Raw genomic sequence first — 20,346 nt, 5'->3', positions numbered from 1 at the left:
GGTTCAACGTTCGCGGGCGTCCTTGGCGTCTTGCTCGGCATTGCGTTCATGGATGCGCTTGAGCTGCTCCTCGCTCAACGGCAACTTCTTCGCCGTGTCGCGCAGCATCAGCAGGCTGCCGAGGATGGAGCCCAAGGCCAGGATCAGGATGAGCCAGGCGTACCAGGGCATGATGGCGTCCTCTTGTCGGTGGAGTGTTCACCATACCTGCTGGACGCGGCCTTGTCAGGCGCGGCAGATCCAGATGTTTGTCACATGGTAGCAACTTGATGCTGCTTGAATGACGGCTTCCGCATTCAGGGAGAGACCGCCCCATGAGCCATGCCAGCGCTCTGCAGTCCCTGCTTCGCAGGGTGACGCCACTGGCGCCGCAGATGAGCATCAACGAAGTGGCCGACCGCCTGCTCACACCCGAACACAAGGCGTTTCTGTCGCTGCCGGTGGTGGCCGAGGATGGCCGGCCGCTGGGCCTGGTCAGCCGTACCCGGCTGCAGGACATCTTCATGCAGCGCTTCGGCCGCGACCTGCGCGGGCGCCACCCGGTCAGCGAGGTGATGAATCTCGAACCGCTGGTGGTCAGCCTGACGGACGATCTGGAAGCGGCTGCAAAGCAGGTCACCGGGCAACTGCAATACCCCATTACCGAGGATTTCATTCTGGTCGACGAGCAGGGCGCTTACTGCGGTCTGGGCACCGTGCTCGACCTGCTCAAGGCCATGGAGGCGCGTATCGCCCAGCGCAACCGGGTGCTGCGCCAGGCGTTGGTCGACCTCAAGGAATCCCAGGCACAACTGCTGCAGTCGGAGAAGATGGCGTCGCTCGGGCAGATGGTCGCCGGTGTCGCCCATGAGCTGAACACACCGCTGGGCTATGTGAAGAACAACGTGCAACTGCTGCGCGAGCTGAGCGAGCCGCTGTTCGACCTGGCGGCGGCGCAGGCCCATCTGGGGCAGTGCCTGAACGACCCCGCCTGCGACGAAGCGACCCTGGCCGAAGCCCTGCAGGCGGCCGAGCGAGCTCGCCAGCAGGCTGCCCCGGAGATGCTCGTCGAGGATCTGCAGCAGCTTTATGGCGATACGCTCTACGGCCTGGAGCAGATCGCCGAGCTGGTGGTGGGCTTGAAGGATTTCGCCCGCGTCGACCGCGCCATGAGCGAGGAAATCGACCTCAACGACTGCATCCGCAGCGCCCTGCTGATCGCCCGCAACCACCTCAAGGACAAGGTCGAAGTGGTGCAACAGCTCGGCGAGTTGCCGCGCATCGCCTGCGCGCCGTCGCAGATCAACCAGGTGCTGCTCAACCTGCTGACCAACGCTGCGCAGGCCATCGATGGCATGGGGCGCATCCAGATTCGCAGTTGGGCGGACGAGCAGGGCATCCACGTCTCCTTGCAGGACAACGGGCGCGGTATGCCGCCGGAGGTCATGGCGAAGATCTTCGATCCCTTCTTCACCACCAAGCCGGTCGGCCAGGGCACCGGCCTGGGCCTGTCCATCAGCTACAAGATCGTGCGTGACCACGGCGGGCAGATTCGCGTGGCGTCCGAGCCTGGCCGGGGCACGCGTTTCCTCATCAGCTTGCCGCTGCCCACCGCTGCCACCCTGAAAAGGAGTGCCTGAGATGACCGCACCCGTTCGTATCCTGTTCGTCGATGACGAGGAGCGCATTCTGCGCAGCCTCGCCATGCAATTTCGCCGTCACTACGAGGTACTCACCGAGAGCGACCCGCAACGCGCCTTGCAGCGTCTGCGCGAGGAGCCCGTGCACGTGCTGGTGAGCGACCAGCGCATGCCGCAGATGACCGGGGCACAACTGCTGGCCGAGGCGCGTGAGATCGCGCCGAACACCTTGCGCATCCTGCTCACCGGATACTCCGACCTGGACGCTGCCGTCGAGGCGCTGAACGACGGTGGCATCTTCCGTTACCTGACCAAGCCCTGGGATCAGCAGGAAATGGCCTTCACCCTTCGCCAGGCTGCCGAGCTGGCCATGCGTCAGGGCCAACCAACGCTGTTGCCGCTCGACAACCAGCTATCGGCGCCCCTGACCTTGCTGTCGCTGGATGACGACCTCGATACCCTGGCCGTGGTCGACGAGTTCTGCATCGCTGGCGGCCATCGTCTGCTGCGTGCTCGTAACCTGGCCGAGGCCATGCTGCAACTCAATAGCGAAACGGTGGACATCCTGGTCAGCGATCTGAAACTGGCCGGCGAAGACACCGCGCCACTGCTCAAGACCCTGGCCCAGGCCCATCCGCGCCTGCTCAGCCTGGTGGTCACCCCGTTCCAGGACACCCAGGCCCTGCTGCGCCTGGTCAACGAGGCGCAGATCTTCCGTTACCTGCCCAAGCCGGTACGCCGTGGTCTGTTCGAGAAGGGGCTCAAGGCCGCTGCCGAGCAGGTGCTGATCTGGCGCACGCAGCCGCAACAGACGGTCACCCGCCTGGCTGAGGTGCCGCGCGACGAGCGTGAGCAGGAGAAGGTGGGCAGCCTGATGGGCATGCTCGGGCGTTTGCGCGAGCGTCTGATCGCCTGAATCGCGCATTTCATTGGGGCTACGAGCAGGCGGGGCTTCTGCCGCGACCAGTGCCAGGATGCTTTGCGCTACAATGCGCGGCGTTTTTGTCCTGTCCGAGACCCGCCCATGCCTGCCTGCCAGACCCCGATCATCGTTGCCCTCGACTTTCCCAGCTCCGACGCCGCCCTGGCCCTGGCCGACCGGCTCGATCCGGCGCTGTGCCGGGTCAAGGTGGGCAAGGAACTGTTCACCCGCAGCGGCCCGCAGGTGGTCGAGGCCTTGCAGGCCAAGGGCTTCGAGCTGTTCCTCGACCTGAAATTCCACGACATTCCCAACACCACCGCCATGGCGGTCAAGGCCGCGGCCGAGCTGGGGGTGTGGATGGTCAACGTGCACTGCTCCGGCGGCCTGCGCATGATGGCCGCCTGCCGTAACGAGCTGGACAAGCTGGCCGGCGCCAAGCCGCTGTTGATCGGCGTGACGGTGCTGACCAGTATGGAGCAGCAGGATCTGGCCGGCATCGGCCTGGACGTGCCGCCACAGGAGCAAGTGCTGCGCCTGGCCGGCCTGGCCGCCGAGGCCGGGCTCGATGGCCTGGTCTGCTCGGCGCAGGAGGCCTGTGCGCTCAAGGTGGCGCAGCCGCGCCTGCAACTGGTCACCCCCGGCATCCGCCCGGCTGGTAGCAGCGCTGATGACCAGAAGCGCATCCTGACCCCACGTCAGGCGCTGGAGGCCGGCTCCGACTACCTGGTGATCGGTCGCCCGATCAGCCAGGCCGCCGACCCGGCGCAGGCGCTGGCGGAGGTGGTCGCCGAACTACAGGGCTGAGCCGCCCCATCAGTCTGCTGCATGACCCGTCACTCCAACGCCTGATAGTGCTGCTCGCGGCCTGGCTTGCTGGCTAGACTCCTTGCCTGTTCAACAAGAATCGCTGCGAGGAAGCACAGATGAGCATGAGGTTCTCCGGCCAGGTTGCTCTGGTCACCGGCGGTGCCGCTGGTATCGGTCGCGCCACGGCCCAGGCCTTCGCCGCCGAAGGGCTCAAGGTGGTGGTGTCCGATGTCGATGTGAGTGGCGGCGAAGGCACCGTCGCGCTGATTCGCGCAGCCGGTGGTGACGCCTGCTTCGTGCGCTGCGACGTGAGCCGTGACGCCGAGGTCAAGGCGCTGATGGACGCCACCGTGGCGCAGTACGGTCGCCTGGACTACGCCTTCAACAATGCCGGCATCGAGATCGAGCAAGGCAAGCTGGCCGACGGCAGCGAGGCCGAGTTCGACGCCATCATGGGCGTCAACGTCAAGGGCGTCTGGCTATGCATGAAGCACCAGATTCCGCTGCTGCTGGCCCAGGGTGGTGGTGCCATCGTCAACACCTCCTCGGTGGCGGGCCTGGGCGCCGCGCCGAAGATGAGCATCTACGCCGCCTCCAAGCATGCGGTGATCGGCCTGACCAAGTCGGCGGCGATCGAGTACGCGAAGAAGAAAATCCGTGTCAACGCCGTGTGCCCGGCCGTGATCGACACCGACATGTTCCGCCGCGCTTACGAGGCCGACCCGAAGAAGGGCGAGTTCGCGGCCGCCATGCACCCGGTCGGGCGCATCGGCAAGGTGGAGGAAATCGCCGCCGCCGTGCTCTACCTGTGCAGCGACCACGCGGCCTTCACTACCGGCCATGCCCTGGCGGTGGATGGTGGGGCCACGGCGATCTGAGCGGCTCGCGGCAACAACGACAAAGGCGCCCAAGGGCGCCTTTGTCGTGCATGGACAACTCAGACCGCGCGCTTGCCTGCAGTGAGAACCGCCAGGGTCAGCAGCCCGGCGACTATGCCCCAGAACGCCGAGCCCACGCCAAGCAGGGTCATGCCCGAGGCCGTGACCAAAAAGGTCACCAACGCCGCTTCGCGCTCGTTCGGTTCGCTCATGGCCTGGGTCAGGCCACCGATGATCGAGGCGAACAGCGCCAGCGCGGCGATGGACAGGATCAGCGCCGCCGGTAGCGCGGCGAACAGCGCCGCCAGCGTGGCGCCGAAGATGCCGGCGATACCGTAGAACACCCCGCACCAGACCGCTGCGGTATAGCGCTTGCGTGGGTCTTCATGAGCCTCGGGGCCTGCGCAGATCGCCGCGCTGATCGCCGCCATATGGATGCCGTGGCTGCCGAACGGCGCCATCAGCACCGACACCAGGCCGGTGCTGGTCAGCAGCGGCGAGGCCGGCACGTCATAACCATTGGCACGCAGCACGGCCATGCCCGGCAGGTTCTGCGAGGCCATGGCGACGATGAACAGCGGGATGCCAATGCTGATGGCGGCCGACAGCGAGAAACTCGGCGTGGTCCACTGCGGCGTGGCCAGCTCCAGATGGAAGCCGGTGAAATCCAGCAGGCCCAGCACGCCAGCCAGCACGCTGCCGACGATCAGCGCGGCGAGCACCGCATAGCGCGGCCACAGGCGCTTGCCGAACAGGTAGGCGAGCAGCATCGCCAGTACCAGCCAGGGCTGCTGCTCGGCGGCGTTGCAGATTTCCAGGCCGATCTTGAACAGCACACCAGCCAGCAACGCAGCCGCTATGGAGGCGGGGATGCGGCGCATCAGGCGGTCGAAGGTGCCGGTCAGGCCGATGAGCACGATCAGTCCGGAGGCCAGGATGTAGGCACCGATGGCCTCGCCGTAGGACACCTGCGGCAGGCTGGTGATCAGCAGCGCGGCACCTGGGGTCGACCAGGCGATCATCACCGGCGCGCGGTAACGCAGCGACAGGACGATGCAGCACAACGCCATGCCGATCGACAGTGCCCAGATCCATGAAGAAATCTGCCCATTGCTCAGCCCGGCGGCCTGGCCGGCCTGGAACATCAGCACCAGCGAGCTGGTGTAGCCGGTGAGCATGGCGATGAAACCCGCCACGACCGACGAAGTGGAGCTATCGGCCAGCGGGCGCAGGCGGGGGAGTGTTGCGTCTTGCATCAGAACAGTCCTGTTTCGATGACGATGGGATACAGCGAGGCGACCAAGAGTAACGCCATTGCGATATTGAATGCGCGCAGGGCTCGCGGGTTGTCCAGCCAGTTGCGCAACAGGCTGCCGGCTACCGTCCACAGGCCGACGCTGGGGCAGTTGACCAAGGCGAACAGAGCAGCAATCAGCAGCACGTTGGTGAAGAACCCCTCATGCGGCGTGTAGGTGGTGATGGCGCCGATGGCCATGATCCAGGCCTTGGGATTGACCCACTGGAAGGCAGCCGCCTGGAGGAAGGTAAAGGGCTTGGCGCCTGGCGTATCACGGCCTTGCGGCGCGCCGGCCTGGGCGATCTTCCAGGCCAGGTACAGCAGGTAGGCGGCGCCGCCATAGCGCAGCACCTCGTGCAGCAGGGGCAGGCGCTCGAATAGCTGGCCCAGGCCCATGCCCACGGCGATCACCAGGAGCATGAAGCCCAGGCTGATGCCGAGCATGTGCGGCAGGCTGCGGCGAATGCCGAAGTTCACCCCGGAGGCCAGCAACATCATGTTGTTCGGGCCGGGGGTGATGGAGGTGACGAGGGCGAAGGCGACGAAAGCCAGCAGCAGTTCAGGGGTCATGGTGCTTCTCCGTTGAGCGAGCATCAGCCTATTGCGCCGGCTGGGCGCCGTCCCGGTACAGCAAGCAGCGTGATTGGCCGTACAGTCTGGCCAACTGCCTGCTGGCTGGTTAGCCTCGGCTTTTCTGCCGTGAGGCGTGCTCATGCAACCGGACAATCCTTTCAGTACACCGCAGGTCGAATTGCTCGAGCCGCCAGCGCAGCCTGTCTTGCCTGGCTGGAGCCGGCGCCAGTTGCAGGTGCTGGGCATGTTGGCGCTGGTGGCGACGCTGGGCGACGCGCTGCAGATGCTGCTGATGCTCGCCAGCACCTGGCTCAGTGATAGCCAGGCGGCACAACTGGTGCGCTACACCGACTGGATGAGTGCCGTGCTGTTATTGATCGGCTGCTACCTGCTGATGCGCTTCAAGGCGCTGGCCGAGCAGCGTTTCGCCGCCAGTGGCCTGGGTGCGCCGGTTTGGCTGCTGGTCGGGCTGAGTCTGCTGATGGGCGTGATGGATTTCTGGCTGGGGGCGCGGCTGTTTGCTGGCCTCAACCCCGTCACCCTGTTGTATATCACCCTGTTGGTGCTGATGGGCAGCACCATGGTCTGGCTGGGGATACGGCTGCTGCGCGTGAGCCTGCCGTATCCTTCATTGCGGGTGATGGCCTGGATGAACGTCATCGGCGGCGTGCTGCTGGCCAGCGTGGTGTTGATCATGCTGTCAACGCTGCCATTGCTGGCCAGCGGCGTGGCAATGGCGTTGGTGTTTCTGCGCGCCGCCAATGAGTTGGACTGACGCGCGCCGCCACTACTGACGGCCGCGTGCCAGTGCTCGGTTGACTTCCAGCCAGCCAGCCACTGCTTCTTCACCCATCTCGTCGAATACCCGCTGCAGCAGGCGCGCCTGTTCGCGGCGCAGGGCCTGTTCCAGCTTGGCACCCTCGGGTGTGAAACCCAGCAGGCGCTTGCGCTTGTCGTCCGGCGCGGCCTCGCTGCGTACCAGGTTCATCTCGATCAGTTGTCGCAGCGGGGTGTTCAGTGCCTGCTTGCTGACACCCAGATAGCCGAGCAGCTCGGTCATGTTCAGGCCCGGGTACTTGGCGATGAAGAACAGAATACGGTGGTGCACGCGTGACAGGCCGCGCTTGGCGAGCATTTCGTCCGGCTTGGCGGTGAAGGCCTGGTAGCCGAAGAAAAAGGCCTCCATGGCCGCCTGCTGCACGGCTGCGTGCCTCATCGTCGGTGTTGCCTGTCGACCATCCTGCTGGCTGTCGCTGGCTGTCGTGGCAAATTTCCCAGGAAAACTTTTTAGGTCAGCCATATTGACGTATCTCTGGGTGGCGGCGTAATTTCGGTCAAGAAGTTTGACTCAATTTTCCGACTTTGGCACCCCAGGACATCCCATGGCCTTCTCCGAACGCATCGCCCGCCTGAAAAGCTCCCTGATCCGTGAAATCCTTGCCGCGGCGCAGCGCCCCGAGGTGATGTCCTTCGCCGGTGGGCTGCCGGCCGAGCCAATGCTGCCGAAGGTAGACTGGGCCGAGATGCCGGCGAGCATGGGTCAGTACGGCATGAGCGAGGGGGAACCGGCGCTGCGTGAAGCCATCGCTGCCGAGGCGCGTGCCCTGGGCGTGCCCTGCGAAGCCAGCCAGGTGCTGATCGTCAGTGGTTCGCAGCAAACCCTGGATCTGGCCGCCAAGCTGTTCATCGATCCGGGCACTGAAGTGCTGCTCGAGGCGCCGACCTACCTGGCTGCGCTGCAAGCCTTCCAGCTATTCGGCGCCGCTTGCATCAGCGTGCCGCAGGAGGCCGACGGCCCCGAACTGGCGGCGCTGCGTCAGCGCCTGGAAAACCACAAGCCGGCCTTCGCCTACCTGATCCCGACCTTCCAGAACCCGTCCGGTACCCGCTACAGTGAGGCCAAGCGCGATGCCGTGGCGGCGCTGCTCGACGAGTTCGGCGTCACCCTGATCGAAGACGAGCCATACCGCGAACTGGTGTTTGACGCCGGCAGCGCCACGCCCATCGTCAGCCGTTTGCAGAAGGCTAGCTGGATCTACACCGGCACCGTGTCCAAGACCCTGCTGCCAGGCCTGCGCGTGGGCTACCTGATTGCCACGCCTGATCTGTTCCCGCACCTGCTGCGCCTGAAGCAGTCGGCGGATCTGCACACCAACCGCATCGGCCAGTGGCAGGCGCTGCAATGGCTGGGCAGCGAGCAGTATCGCGGCCATCTGGCCGAACTGCGCGACTTCTACCGTGTGCGCCGTGATGCCATGCAGGCCGCGCTGGTCGAGCACTTCGGCGAGCTGGCCGACTGGCAGATTCCGCAGGGTGGGCTGTTCTTCTGGCTGACCCTCAAGCAGCCGCTGGATACCCGCACGCTGCTGGACGCGGCGCTGGCGCAGAACGTCGCCTTCATGCCGGGCGAGCCGTTCTTCATCGACCCGGACGCCAACCCCGGTCATCTGCGACTGAACTTCAGCCATGTGGCGCCGGAGCGCCTGGGTGAGGGGCTGCGCCGGTTGGCGACGGTGATTCGTGATGCGCAGAGCGCATGATTGATTGGTTTCTGTAGGAGCGGCTGGGCGGTATTCCGCTTCAGCCGCGAATTTCCCGGACGTGGTAGTTCCTACAGAAGCGGGGCGATTGGCGGCGAACCCGCCGCGACGATTGTTAGGGAGGGCACGCGATGTTCAAGGTCTACGGTGATTACCGCTCGGGCAACTGCTACAAGGTCAAGCTGATGCTGCATCTGCTGGGCAAGGAGTATCAGTGGATTCCCATCGATATCCTCAAGGGCGAGACGCAGAGCGAAGCCTTCCTGGCCAAGAACCCCAACGGCAAGATTCCGGTGCTGGAGCTGGAGGACGGTACCTGCCTGTGGGAGTCCAACGCCATTCTCAACTTCCTCGCCGATGGCAGCGAGTTCCTGCCGACAGAGCCGCGTCTGCGCACCCAGGTGCTGCAGTGGCAGTTCTTCGAGCAGTACAGCCATGAGCCCTATGTCGCGGTGGCGCGTTTCATCCAGCTTTATCAGGGCATGCCGGAGTCTCGCCGTGAGGAGCACGCTCGCTGCCTGGCGCTGGGCTACAAGGCGCTGAAAGTGATGGAAAAGCAACTGGAGCGCACGCCCTATCTGGTCGGCGAGCAGTACTCCATCGCCGATATCGCCCTGTATGCCTACACCCACGTGGCGGACGAGGGCGGCTTCAGCCTGGAGGCTTTCCCTGCCATTCGTGCCTGGCTCGACCGGGCTGCCAGCCATCCACGGCATGTGACCATGCTCGGCTGAAGCGCGCCGCTGGCCGTGCTTTCGTGATGGGGCTGGACAAAGCCCCATCAGCACGGATAATCCGGTTCATCGCCCTCTGACTCTGGCTTCGCGACTCCATGCGCCAATCCCTGCGTACCGCCCTGATCTGGATGCTGATGCTGGCCCTGCCGGCACAGGCCATGGCGGCGCTCGGCATGCAGTTGTGCGAGCAGGTGCATCGCAGCAGCACCCTGCAGATCAGCGCCAGTCAGCATGACGAGCATGGCATGCACCACGAGATGGCGGCTGGCAGCTCACATGGCGTGCAGCAAGACGCCCCGGTTGCCGGCAGCGATGCTCCAGCCGATACGGGGTTCTGTTCCCTGTGCGCCTTCTGCGTCGGTATCGCCGCGCCTAGCCAGCCGTTTCTGAACGACTCCGCCCTGCAAGCCGTCGAGCCGGCTGCCGCCTGGCCCGACCGCCTTATCGTCGGCGTGGCCGACACCCCCGAACGCCCCCCGCGTCTTTCTCTCGCCTGAGCCTTTTAGGTAGCGCCGTTCTGCGGCGCCTGTAGCTCACGCGGCCGCCTGGCCGCTGCATGCGAGAACACATCATGACTTTGCATTCCCTTGCCGGAAGGCTGCTGGGCATCGCTGCCCTGGCGCTGCCCGGCATCCTGATGGCGGCCCAGCCCGACCCGCTGGACGCCAATGCCGCCGTGCCGGCGCAGGATTACCGTTCCCCCCTGCACGACTACCGCGCCCAGGCCGACGAGCCTTTGCAGGACTGGCGCGCGGCCAACGATCTGGTCGGCCGTATCGGCGGCTGGCGCAGTTACAGCATGGAAAGCTGGGAGCAGCCGGCCGAGCAGGGCGCCGAACCCGCCGCGGGAGGTGGCCATGACCACCATTAAACTTGCCGTGATGCTCTGCGCCACACTGTTGCTGGTCGGCTGTGTCGGTTTCAGCCAGGACGGCGGTTTCGGCCCGGTGCAGCAGGTCGCCGAAAAGCGCCTGGACAAGCAGCTACTCTGGGCGCGCGACGAGGCCGGGCGTAGCCAGATCGAGGCCCGTGTCGCCGAATTGCTGGGCGAACCCCTGAGCCTGGACGCCGCCATCCAGTTGGCGCTGCTCAATAACCGTGGCCTGCAGGCGTCCTTCGACGAGCTGGGCATCGGTGAGGCCGAGCGGGTGCAGGCCGGGCGCCTGCCCAATCCCGGTTTCTCCTACGGGCGTTTGCAGAAGGGCAGCGAGGTGGAATACGAGCGCGGTCTGCACCTCAACCTGGCGCGCTTGATCGCTCTGCCGCTGAGCTCGCGCATGGAGGGCCGTCGCTTCGAGCAGTTGCAGCGGCAGACCAGCCTGGCGGTGGTCGAGCTGGCCAGCGAGACACGCAAGGCCTGGTATCAGGCGGTTGCCGCCGAGGAGAGCCGCGTCTATGCGCAGCAGGTGCTGGAGGCCGCCGAGGCCAGCGCCGAGCTGGCGCGCAGGCTGGCGGCAGTCGGCAACTTCAGCAAGCTGCAGCAGGCCGAGCAGCAGAACTTCTATGCCGAGGCTGGCATCGCGCTGCTGCGCGCCGAGCAGGCGCGGGTCTCCAGCCGCGAACGGTTGACCCGGTTGCTGGGCCTGTGGGGTGAGCAACTCGCCTATCGCTTGCCCGAGCGCTTGCCGACGCTGCCTGAACAGGCCGAGGAACTGCCGGACGTGGAGCGTTTGGCCATGAGTCAGCGCCAGGACATCCAGGCCATGCGTCTGGACACCGAGCGTCTGGCGCAGAACCTCGGTCTGACCCGCACCACGCGCTTCATCAACGTGCTGGAGCTGGGCGTAGTGAACAACCGCTCCAACGAGGAGCCGACCCAGCGCGGCTACGAGATCAGCGTCGAACTGCCGCTGTTCGATTGGAGCGGCGCCAAGGTGGCGCGGGCCGAGGCGCAGTATCGCCAGGCGCTCAACCGCGCCGCCGAGACGGCGATCAACGCCCGCTCGCAGGTGCGCGAGGCCTACCAGGCCTACCGCAACGCCTTTGAACTGGCGCAGCACTATCGCACCGAAGTGCTGCCGCTGCGCCAGCGCATCGCCGAGGAGAACCTGCTGCGCTACAACGGCATGTTCATCAGCACCTTCGAGCTGCTCGCCGACGCGCGCCGCCAGGTGCAAGCGGTGGATGGCTACCTGCAGGCGCAGCGTGATTTCTGGCTGGCTCGCGCCGATCTCGACATGGCCCTGCTGGGCGCCCCCAATCCTTCGCTCGCCGCGGCGCCTGCCGCCAGTGCCGAGCCGGCCGCTGGCGGCCACTGAACAAGGAACTGCTGACATGGTTTCACGACGTGATTTCTTTCTCGGCGCCAGTGCCATCGGCGCCGCCGTGGCCACCTCGGCGGTCAGCCGGGTATCCATGGCCGCTCTGCCCGAGCCGGTACTGCAGGCCAGCGCCGACACCCAACCGCCGCTGCAACCGAACAGCGGGCGGCCCTACAACCCGGTGGTCACCCTCAATGGCTGGACCCTGCCGTGGCGCATGAACGATGGCGTCAAGGAGTTCCACCTGGTCGCCGAGCCGGTGGTACGCGAACTGGCGCCTGGCTACAAGGCCCACCTGTGGGGTTACAACGGCCAGTCGCCGGGGCCGACCATCGAGGTAGTGGAGGGCGACCGGGTGCGCATCTTCGTCACCAACAAGCTGCCCGAGCACACCAGCATCCACTGGCACGGCCAGCGCCTGCCCAACGGCATGGATGGCGTCTCGGGCCTGACCCAGCCGGCGATTCCAGTGGGCAAGACCTTCGTCTACGAGTTCGTCGCGCGGCGCCCCGGCACCTTCATGTACCACCCGCACGCCGACGAGATGGTACAGATGGCCATGGGCATGATGGGTTTCTGGGTCACCCACCCCAAGGAGCATCACCCGCTGATCAGCGAGGTGGATCGCGACTACTGCTTCCTGCTCAATGCCTACGACATCGAGCCCGGCGCCTATACGCCGAAGATCATGCAGATGCTCGACTTCAACCTGTGGACCTTCAACAGCCGCGTGTTCCCTGGCATCGACCCGCTGGTGGCGCGCCAGGGCGAACGGGTGCGCCTGCGGGTCGGCAACCTGACCATGACCAATCACCCGATCCACCTGCATGGTCACGAGTTCGAGGTCACCGGTACCGACGGTGGGCCGACACCGCTCGGATCGCGCTGGCCGGAGGTGACCACCGACGTGGCAGTGGGGCAGATGCGCCAGGTCGAATTCATCGCTGACGAGGAAGGCGACTGGGCGCTGCACTGCCACAAGAGTCACCACACCATGAATGCCATGGGCCACGACCTGCCGACGCTGGTCGGCGTCGATCACCGCGACATGACCGGCAAGATCGCCAAGCTGGTGCCCGATTACATGGTCATGGGCGAGCGCGGCATGGCCGACATGGCCGAGATGCAGATGCCGCTGCCGGACAACACCGTGCCGATGATGACCGGCGACGGCCCCTTCGGCTCGGTGGAGATGGGTGGCATGTTCACCGTACTCAAGGTGCGCAAGGAGCAGGCTGCTGGTGACTACCGTGATCCTGGCTGGTTCAAGCACCCGGCCGGCACGGTGGCTTATGAGTGGAAGGGCGCACTGCTCAGCCCGAGTCGCTCGCACGAAGGCGGTGGCCAGTCGATGCCCCTCAAGCAGCCGGTCGAGGCGCCGGTTGAAGTACAGGTACGCAAACCCGGCGGGCATGCCGGGCATTGAATGACGGGCGGGCTGCCGTGAGTGGCCCGTTGACCACGTGAGATGGAGAACGACGCGATGAAAAGACTACCGCTATTGGTGCTGACCCTGAGCGGGCTGCTCGCCAGCCCCCTGATTCATGCTCACGGTGAAGAGCACATGAAGCATCAGGCGATGGACATGTCGATGCCCATGGAGCAGATGCCCTGGGGCATCGCTGGCGAGGCCGGGAAGGTCGATCGCAGCATCGATATTCGCATGAGCGACCAGATGCGTTTCACCCCGGATCGGCTACAGGTCAGGCAAGGGGAGAGCATTCGCCTGGTCATTCACAATGATGGACAAACGCAGCACGAGTTCGTGCTCGGCACCCGCGCCGATCTGGACAAGCATGCCGAGATGATGGCCAGGTTTCCCGGCATGGAGCACGACGAGCCCTATATGGCACATGTTGCGCCAGGGCAGACCGGCGAGATCATCTGGACATTCAACCGCGCGGGGGAATTCGATTTCGCCTGCCTGATCGCTGGCCATTATCAGGCTGGTATGACCGGAAGCATTGAGGTGCTGGCCAAATGACCGACAAGAGGAAAACCCTGATGAAACACACCATGATCGCCGTCTTGACCGCCCTGCTCAGTTTCAACCTGCAAGCCGCCGAACCTGCGCCATTGAGCCAGGGCGAGGTGCGCAAGGTGGACAGCAACACAAACAAGATCACCCTGCGCCATGGCCCCATCGCCAGCGTGGGCATGCCACCGATGACCATGGTGTTCGAGGTCGATCCGCCCAGCCTGCTGGAGCAGGTGGCGGTGGGGGACAAGGTGAGGTTTCAGGTAGAGCAGCGCGGCAGCCGCTACGTGGTGACCAAATTGCAACCTGGGGAGAAATAAGCGCGGGGTCGCAGCGGTCGCCCCCTGACGGAGGCGACCGCGTGACAGATCAGTTCAGGCTGTCGCTCAGGGCCTTGGCCGGCACCAGCTTGACCACCTTCTTGGCGGCGATCTCGATGCTCTTGCCGGTCTGCGGGTTGCGGCCGGTACGGGCCGGGCGCTCGCTCACCTTCAGCTTGCCGATGCCAGGCAGGGTGATCTCACCATCGTTTTCCAGTGCGTCACCGACGATCTCGGCCAACTGGTCGATCAGGCCACGCACGCTGGCCTTGGGCAGGGAGGTGGCCTCGGCCAGGTCGCTGATCAGTTGGTCTTTGGTCATTGCCATGATGTAACTCCATATGCGGGTGAGAGATTCGGTGCGCCGAAGGCCGCTATGGCAGGCGGCGCCGAAAACCAGAAGAAGCTAGCACAAACGTACTTTAACGCCAGTGTCAGGGCTTTCTTTCCGATAGGGCTTAGTGTCGCAGGACGTGCCGGGGTTCCAGGCGGCGGATGAAAACATCGGCTGGAGATTGGCTGATGCAGCTCGCCAGCCTCGACTATGCTAAGGCATATCCGTCTGGTACTGAGGTGCAATCATGTTGCGTATCTTCGCCGACCTTGGTTTCCGCTGGAAAATCGCCCTGCCAATTCTGCTGCTGGCCACGTTGCTGGTGATCATGGGGGCGCTGGGCATGCGTGGCATCACCCAGGTCGCTACCTCCAGTACCATCCTCACGCAGCAACACCTGCCTGCCATCAGCCTCCTGCTCAATGCGGATCGAGACCTGTACCAGGCCTTCGTGGCTGAGCGCAGCCTGCTTGACGAGGATGCCGCCGGCAATGCCGAGGATCTGCGTGCATTCCATGCCGAAAACCTGCAGCAAGCCCATGAGCGCGTGCACAAGTTCGCCGATCTGCAGCCTGGTGCCGAGGCGCTCGCCCTGGTCGCCGAGTTCGACCGAGGCTTCGAGCGCTGGAAGGCCACTTCCGCGCAGGTCATGCAGTTGGCGACGAGCGATGCCCAGGCGGCCAGCAGGCTCAGCTTCGGTGAAAGCGAAGAGCAATTCCAGACGGCGCGTTCTGCCCTCGACAAGCTTGGTGAACTGGAGGACGAGGCCGCCAACGCCGAGGGTGCTGCTGCCATCGCCACAGGGCAGGCCCTGTCCTGGCAGCAGGGCATGCTGATCGCCGTTGGCGTGTCCCTGTGCCTGCTGCTGGTGCTGGGCTTTCCCTTTCTGGTGACGCGCCCCTTGCACAATCTGTTGCACCGCATCGAGCAGATCGCCGATGGCGACGGCGACCTGCGCGTGCGTCTCGACGTATTGTCCAAAGATGAGCTGGGCCAGCTCAGCCATGCCTTCAACCGCTTTCTCGACAAGCTGCAACCCTTGATCAAGGAAGTCGGACGAGTGACCGACGAAGTGGCTGATTCGGCCAGGAGCCTGGCCGGCCTGGCGGCTGCCAATGACCGTCTGATCAGCAGCGAGCATGCGGCGGTCGACCAGGTCAGCACCGCAGCGACGCAAATGAGTGCGGCGGTGCATGAGGTGGCCCGTAATGCCCAGAATGCGGCAGATGCCGCGCGCAGTGCCGAACAGCAGTCACGGGACGGGGCCCAGGTAGTCGGTGTCACCATCAGCTCCATCCGCCAACTGGCACAGGAGGTGGAGAGCGCCTCCTCGAGCATTCAGACCCTGGAGCAGGACGCGGCCAACATCGGTGCCGTGCTGGCGGTGATCAAGGGCATTGCCGATCAGACCAACCTGCTGGCGCTCAATGCCGCCATCGAGGCAGCACGTGCCGGTGAGCAGGGCCGGGGCTTCGCCGTGGTGGCGGACGAGGTGCGTGCACTGGCGGCTCGCACCCAGGAGTCCACCAAGGACATCCAGGGCATGATCGAGCGGCTGCAGATCGGCGTGCAGAATGCCGTCAAGGCGACGCACATGGGCAGCGAACGGGCCCGGCAGAGCGTGGAGCAGGCCGCGGGCGTCGATCAGGCCCTGAGCGCCACCGGCGACTCGGTGCAGCGCATCAACGACATGGCGGCGCAGATCGCCACGGCCTGCGAGGAGCAGAGCAGCGTGACCGAAGAGATCGCGCGTAACATCAGCGACATTCGCGAGTTGTCCAACGAAGCTTCGCAAACCGCCGAGCAGAGCACCATGGCCAGTCGGCATCTGTCCGACCTGTCCTATGGTCTTGCCCAGTTGGTGGGGCGTTTTCGGGTCTGATAACTCGCCTGGTGCTTCTAAGTGCTTGAGGCGGTTGTAAGTTTGCATTTAGTCGTTACAATGGCGCGGCCCGTCGCAATGACGGGCTTCGTTATGGTGGGCCCTGCCGGTCCCCTCGCAATGATTACCCGTGAACCTGGTCAGGCCCGGAAGGGAGCAGCCACAGCGGGAACATCGTGTGCCGGGGTGTGGCTGGTAGGGTTCACCTCCAATTACTTCTCCCTGTTTTCGATGATTTCTTTCTGCATGCCTGTGCTGCAGCGGGCGAGCTTGTTTGCCTGCATTTCTGGTTCTTCGCATTATGCTGGGCTTGATTGATACCGGGCTGGCGAGTTTGTGTGTTGGCTCGGTTGTTTTGAGTGTTCAAGTTGCTTATCGGTGTTTAGCTGATGTTTCCCGTTTCGCCCCCCGGCGACCTTCTTTTGTCAAACGCCACAAAAGAAGGCAAAAAGGCTTGGCCCCGCCATTCGGCCCCGGCTGCGCCGGGGTTCGTTCGCTCCATCGCTGCTCCGAGGGCCCGCCGCGAAGGGCCATCCCTGGCCAGTCGCGGCTCTCGCGGCATCCATGCCGCTCAACCCTCTACGCAACGATTCCACTCACCCTTCTGAAGGGGCCATTCGCGCGCCTGAACGAACCGGCATTCCACAGGTTGCTCGGCGTGCTCTAGTAGCGATGAAATCGCGATTGGGTCGTCGAGTTAAACCAATACTTTCATTCGCGCAGTTTCATGCGGTGAACAGTTTGCCGGCTTGCAGCCGGCATTCTGGTCAGCCCTAAGGCTGACCTCATGTTCAACCACTCCGTGCTACTTCTGGGTTACCGCAGGTTCAGGCGCGTGCAGAGCCCGCCCAGGAGGGCGAACGGAATCGTCGTGGAAGAGGTTGAGCGACAGGGATGTCGCGAGAGCCGCGATGGGCCATGGATGGCCCACCGCGGCGGGCCTCTGGAGCGGCGATGGAGCGAACGAACCCTGGCGCAGCCAGGGCCGGATGAAAGGGCGGAGGTTTTGGTTACTTTTGCCCCAAAAGTGACTCGCCCGGGAGGGCGAAACCAAAAACATCAGCAAAAACGCGGCAATCCGGAACGGACTCCCGGATAACCAGCAATCCACACAAACTTGCCAGTCCGGTATCAAGACTGATTGTCCCGAAGGTCCTCATTTTTTAGACGCCTGCTGCGGCAATCGCGCCCTGGGCGGGCAGGGCGAGACGAACTCAGGCCTGCTCAGCCACAACATTACGCTGCATGCCCAGGTCGATCCGGCCATCGGCGCTGCGGATGCTGGCTTCGACGACATCGCCTGGCTTCAGGTAATACTCGCTACGGCTTTCCTGGGTCTTCAGAAAGGCCTTCCATTTCACCGCTTCCGGCAGCAGGGCGCCGATGCGCTGTTTCATGGGGGAGGGAACGCTCAGGGCGCAACCCGCCGGGGTGCCGGTGGCGATCAGGTCGCCGGCGGCCATGTCCTGCACGCCCGACAGTTCGCTCAGTGTCTCGGCCGGGCCATGGACGAGGTTGGCGCTGCTGTCTTCCTGACGTACCTGGCCGTTCACGCTCAGGCGTAACTGCAGCTTTCTCAGGTAGGGCATGTCCTGGGCGTCGAGCAGGCAGAGATAGGGGCCGACCGGGCCGAAGGTGCGGTAGCTCTTGCCCTTGTAGAACTGCATCTGCGGAATCTGAATGTCGCGCGCCGAATAGTCGTTGACGATCACCACGCCGGCGATGAACTCGTGCAGGTTGGCATCGGTCACCTCCTGCCGGCTGTCGATATCACGCTTGAGCACCAGGCCGAGCTCGATCTCGTAGTCGAGAAAGCGCACTTCACGGGGTTTGATCAGGTCGCTGTCCGCCGCGACGATGCAGCTCGTCGCCTTGGTGAAGATCATGTTGAAGTGCTTGTCGTCCGGGTTCATGCCGGATTCGATCATGTGCTGCCGATAGTTGGCGCCCTGGCAGATGAACTGCTGATCGCGGGTCACGGGGGAGAGCAGTTTCACCGCGCCGAGCGGCAGGTTGCCCTCGGGCAGCGCCGCCAGTTCGCTCAACTGGGTCTGGCGGATCAGATCCCCGGTGCTGGCGTACTGGCCGGGAATGGGGGTGATGAGTCCCTGACGGATGACCCCCCACTGGATGAGATTCTGATGCTCGAAGCGGACGATGTGCACAGGCATGGCAAGGGCTCCCGAGGAGGTGGTCGTGTGCGAGGTGGCAAGGGGCTTGGGTTGTTCGTCGGCATGGCTGGTGGCGGGCAGCATCGCTGTGCCGGCCAGCAGCAGGCCGCTCTTGAGCAGGGTGCGACGTTTCAATCCGGTCATGGGCATGCTCCTAGCCGAACATCCGCGCCAGGGTGATCAGCTTGCGCAGGGTGAGGTCGGGGCTGCGCCGCAGGTTGCGCAGCAGCGCTGCGATGGCGGCCAGGTTGAGTACGGGCTTGGTGAAGCTTCTGGGCATGCGCTGCCCCCATTGCGCCATGGCTTCGGGGCTGACCGCGTGCACGCCGGTGGGGTGCTCGGCGGTGAACAGGTCGCCGTCGCAGTAGTGTTCGTGCTTGTCACCCCAGGGGTCCTGCCAGTAGTCGAAGATCTGGCTGCCGAGGATGTGCCGGCCGATGCCCCAGGCATGCTTCCAGCCTCGTTCGCGCAGCACGCGCTGGCCCATGCCGACGGCGTCGGCGTCCACCAGCTCATAGGCGCTATGGCTGTAGGTCGCCATGAAACCCTGGGCGATCGCCAGGGTGTGATGGTCGGCCGGGGCGTCACCCAGATCCAGGCGCAGGAAGGTGACCGCTGGCGAGCCGTCCGGCAGCACCTGCACATCGCTGGGGATGAAGCCGAAATGCTCGGTGTACCAGGCGCAGGTGGCCTGGTAGTCGGCCACTTCCAGCACCAGATGGCCCAGCCGGATCACCTCGGGCGGCGCGACGGGGGGGCGCTGGGTGGCGTTGATGCGCGGCGTCTCGTCCACCCCGTTGAACGGCAGCGGCGCGCGATGCGTCATGGGCTCGGCAGGCTGCTGGCCATGAATGGCTTCCAGCAGAAAACCCGAGGGGTCGACCAGGCGTACCCGTTCGCCCCCTCCGGGCCCAGGCAGCGGCTCGATGGGCGAGGCCCCCGGCAGCTCTGCGATGCGTTGCAGGTCGTCGCGGCTGGCGAGGGTCAGGCCGAAACCGAGAAAGCGCGGGCGTTTGGCCAGGTGTATCCGGTAGCAGTAGGGGGCAGGGCCGGTGCCGCGCAGGTACAGGGTGGTGGCATCTTTTCCGGCAGGCTGCAAGCCGAAGTCCGCAAGAAAGCGCTCGGCCTGCTGGAGATCCGGGCGCTCGAAGATCAGGTGGGCCAGCGCCTGAGCCTTGACGGTAGGTTGCCGATGGCGTGCGGGTTGAGCGGTGGCGAGCGTGGCTGTTGGGGTAGTTGTTGCCATTGTCGTTCTCCATGGCTTTTTCGGGCCAAGCCAGGCCGGCGACCCACGTGGCCGGGCCGTTGCATATCTAGCGATGATCAGTCCAGAGCAGGCAGTGGCGGCAGGTCGGCGCTCGCCAGTCGTCGTGCTTCGTCTACGGTTATGCCCAGGGCGCACAGCACCAGTTCGGCGGTTTCGCTGCCTGCATCGCGCCAGGTCTTGATGCCTTCGCGCACCAGCAGCATGGCCCCGAGGGTGGCGCTGGCGATCAGCGAGATGGCGCTGGCCAGGTGGCTCTGCGGGAAGCGGTAGCGACCCGTGCTCAGGCCTTTCAGAACATCGGCCGTGGCCTGGCTGTAGATCATCTCGCGCAGCGAGGCGTCGCTCAGTGCGAAGCGGCTGAGGAAAGCGCCCCAGTGCGGTTCTTCGTGGGCACGCCGGATGAACAGGCGGATACCAGTGGCCAGGCGCGCGGCAGGGTCTTCCAGGCCGGCGAAGCTGTCGTTGACGCGCTGGTGCATTTCCTTGCTCAACTGGCTGGCGACCTGCTGAAACAACTGATCGATGTTTTCCACATTGTTGTAGATGGTGCCGCGCGCCACGCCGGCTTCCTGCGCGAGGTCGCTGACGTTCAATTGGGCGGCGCCTTTTTCTGCGAACAGACGGATGGCCGCCATGTGGATGCGGCGCTGGGCGGGGCTGAGCTCTGTCAATGCAGGCATCTCCGGTTGGTGCATGGGAGCGATTGAACAGTGGTGTTCAGTATTGGTCAAGCACGAATGATAAATAATGGACACGAGTG

22 protein-coding genes and 1 other RNA gene are annotated in these 20,346 nt (G+C 64.7%); 15 read left to right on the top strand and 8 right to left on the bottom strand.

The genetic code is table 11. The features are described 5' to 3' along the window. Positions 1-3: 3 nt before the first annotated feature. Entirely contained in the window at positions 4-171 is a 168-nt protein-coding gene (locus PVE35_RS12730; RefSeq protein ID WP_268183664.1) for a DUF2897 family protein, read from the bottom strand. A 143-nt stretch (positions 172-314) separates the two neighbouring features. On the opposite strand from PVE35_RS12730, the gene PVE35_RS12725 reads away from it, so the two are divergent. The 4 genes from PVE35_RS12725 (at position 315) to PVE35_RS12710 (ending at position 4,226) form a co-directional block, all read left to right on the top strand. Then, positions 315-1,619, top strand: a complete 1,305-nt coding sequence (locus PVE35_RS12725; protein WP_268183666.1) for an ATP-binding protein — start codon at positions 315-317, stop codon at positions 1,617-1,619. A 1-nt stretch (position 1,620) separates the two neighbouring features. Continuing rightward, positions 1,621-2,535: a response regulator gene (locus PVE35_RS12720; RefSeq protein ID WP_268183668.1), complete on the top strand. Its 915-nt coding sequence runs from the start codon at positions 1,621-1,623 to the stop codon at positions 2,533-2,535. A gap of 108 nt (positions 2,536-2,643) precedes the next feature. Further along, positions 2,644-3,345, top strand: a complete 702-nt coding sequence (gene pyrF / locus PVE35_RS12715) for an orotidine-5'-phosphate decarboxylase (protein ID WP_277372001.1) — start codon at positions 2,644-2,646, stop codon at positions 3,343-3,345. Positions 3,346-3,464: 119 nt separating this feature from the next. After that, on the top strand, positions 3,465-4,226 hold the full coding sequence (locus tag PVE35_RS12710) for an SDR family oxidoreductase (protein WP_277372000.1): 762 nt from the start codon (positions 3,465-3,467) through the stop codon (positions 4,224-4,226). 59 nt (positions 4,227-4,285) lie between these two features. On the opposite strand, the gene PVE35_RS12705 is transcribed toward PVE35_RS12710, so the two are convergent. After that, complete coding sequence (locus PVE35_RS12705) at positions 4,286-5,482, bottom strand: benzoate/H(+) symporter BenE family transporter (protein ID WP_277371999.1); 1,197 nt, start codon at positions 5,480-5,482, stop codon at positions 4,286-4,288. Further along, on the bottom strand, positions 5,482-6,093 hold the full coding sequence (locus PVE35_RS12700; protein WP_268183675.1) for a LysE family translocator: 612 nt from the start codon (positions 6,091-6,093) through the stop codon (positions 5,482-5,484). Before PVE35_RS12700 ends, PVE35_RS12705 begins: the two co-directional genes overlap by 1 nt. Before the next feature lie 142 nt (positions 6,094-6,235). Here PVE35_RS12700 and PVE35_RS12695 point away from each other — a divergent pair, with 142 nt between their 5' ends. Then, positions 6,236-6,871, top strand: a complete 636-nt coding sequence (locus PVE35_RS12695; protein ID WP_277371998.1) for a hypothetical protein — start codon at positions 6,236-6,238, stop codon at positions 6,869-6,871. A 12-nt stretch (positions 6,872-6,883) separates the two neighbouring features. Here PVE35_RS12695 and PVE35_RS12690 read toward each other — a convergent pair whose 3' ends face one another. Then, positions 6,884-7,396: a MarR family transcriptional regulator gene (locus tag PVE35_RS12690; RefSeq protein ID WP_268183679.1), complete on the bottom strand. Its 513-nt coding sequence runs from the start codon at positions 7,394-7,396 to the stop codon at positions 6,884-6,886. Between the two features lie 82 nt (positions 7,397-7,478). Between PVE35_RS12690 and PVE35_RS12685 the strand changes: the two genes are divergently transcribed. The 8 genes from PVE35_RS12685 (at position 7,479) to PVE35_RS12650 (ending at position 13,932) form a co-directional block, all read left to right on the top strand. Then, on the top strand, positions 7,479-8,636 hold the full coding sequence (locus tag PVE35_RS12685; protein WP_277371997.1) for a PLP-dependent aminotransferase family protein: 1,158 nt from the start codon (positions 7,479-7,481) through the stop codon (positions 8,634-8,636). A 131-nt stretch (positions 8,637-8,767) separates the two neighbouring features. Then, a complete protein-coding gene (locus PVE35_RS12680; RefSeq protein ID WP_277371996.1) occupies positions 8,768-9,370 on the top strand; it encodes a glutathione S-transferase family protein in 603 nt (200 codons plus the stop codon). Positions 9,371-9,468: 98 nt separating this feature from the next. Beyond that, positions 9,469-9,870, top strand: a complete 402-nt coding sequence (locus tag PVE35_RS12675; protein ID WP_268183683.1) for a hypothetical protein — start codon at positions 9,469-9,471, stop codon at positions 9,868-9,870. Between the two features lie 74 nt (positions 9,871-9,944). Then, positions 9,945-10,244, top strand: a complete 300-nt coding sequence (locus PVE35_RS12670; protein WP_277371995.1) for a hypothetical protein — start codon at positions 9,945-9,947, stop codon at positions 10,242-10,244. Then, on the top strand, positions 10,231-11,631 hold the full coding sequence (locus PVE35_RS12665; RefSeq protein ID WP_277371994.1) for a TolC family protein: 1,401 nt from the start codon (positions 10,231-10,233) through the stop codon (positions 11,629-11,631). The genes PVE35_RS12670 and PVE35_RS12665 overlap by 14 nt, the downstream gene beginning before the upstream one ends. Positions 11,632-11,647: 16 nt before the next feature. Further along, positions 11,648-13,060 (top strand): copper oxidase, encoded by a 1,413-nt coding sequence (locus PVE35_RS12660; protein WP_277374841.1) that lies wholly within the window; start codon positions 11,648-11,650, stop codon positions 13,058-13,060. Positions 13,061-13,117: 57 nt separating this feature from the next. Then, positions 13,118-13,618 (top strand): cupredoxin family protein, encoded by a 501-nt coding sequence (locus tag PVE35_RS12655; protein ID WP_277374840.1) that lies wholly within the window; start codon positions 13,118-13,120, stop codon positions 13,616-13,618. A gap of 20 nt (positions 13,619-13,638) precedes the next feature. Continuing rightward, positions 13,639-13,932 carry a copper-binding protein gene (locus PVE35_RS12650; protein WP_277374839.1) on the top strand — a complete coding sequence of 98 codons (294 nt, stop codon included), beginning with the start codon at positions 13,639-13,641 and terminating at the stop codon, positions 13,930-13,932. A 49-nt stretch (positions 13,933-13,981) separates the two neighbouring features. Here the strand turns inward: PVE35_RS12650 and PVE35_RS12645 are convergent, their stop codons facing one another. Next, entirely contained in the window at positions 13,982-14,260 is a 279-nt protein-coding gene (locus PVE35_RS12645) for an HU family DNA-binding protein (RefSeq protein WP_268183695.1), read from the bottom strand. Positions 14,261-14,513: 253 nt separating this feature from the next. On the opposite strand from PVE35_RS12645, the gene PVE35_RS12640 reads away from it, so the two are divergent. Together PVE35_RS12640 and ffs are read left to right on the top strand one after the other, a co-directional pair. After that, on the top strand, positions 14,514-16,148 hold the full coding sequence (locus PVE35_RS12640; RefSeq protein WP_277374838.1) for a methyl-accepting chemotaxis protein: 1,635 nt from the start codon (positions 14,514-14,516) through the stop codon (positions 16,146-16,148). 104 nt (positions 16,149-16,252) lie between these two features. Next, positions 16,253-16,349: signal recognition particle sRNA small type (gene ffs / locus PVE35_RS12635), an RNA gene on the top strand. A 1,013-nt stretch (positions 16,350-17,362) separates the two neighbouring features. Here ffs and PVE35_RS12630 read toward each other — a convergent pair. The 3 genes from PVE35_RS12630 to PVE35_RS12620 all read right to left on the bottom strand — a co-directional run bounded on the left by PVE35_RS12630 (position 17,363) and on the right by PVE35_RS12620 (position 20,257). Further along, positions 17,363-18,319 carry a fumarylacetoacetate hydrolase family protein gene (locus PVE35_RS12630; protein ID WP_277374884.1) on the bottom strand — a complete coding sequence of 319 codons (957 nt, stop codon included), beginning with the start codon at positions 18,317-18,319 and terminating at the stop codon, positions 17,363-17,365. 154 nt (positions 18,320-18,473) lie between these two features. After that, positions 18,474-19,565 (bottom strand): VOC family protein, encoded by a 1,092-nt coding sequence (locus tag PVE35_RS12625; protein ID WP_277374837.1) that lies wholly within the window; start codon positions 19,563-19,565, stop codon positions 18,474-18,476. A gap of 77 nt (positions 19,566-19,642) precedes the next feature. Further along, entirely contained in the window at positions 19,643-20,257 is a 615-nt protein-coding gene (locus PVE35_RS12620) for a TetR/AcrR family transcriptional regulator (protein ID WP_277374883.1), read from the bottom strand. Between the last annotated feature and the right edge of the window lie 89 nt (positions 20,258-20,346).

The organism is Pseudomonas sp. AA-38 (assembly GCF_029457475.1).
GTDB lineage: Bacteria > Pseudomonadota > Gammaproteobacteria > Pseudomonadales > Pseudomonadaceae > Aquipseudomonas.
Note: the sequence above shows the minus strand (reverse complement) of the source record. Positions and strands in the feature narration are given on the sequence as shown.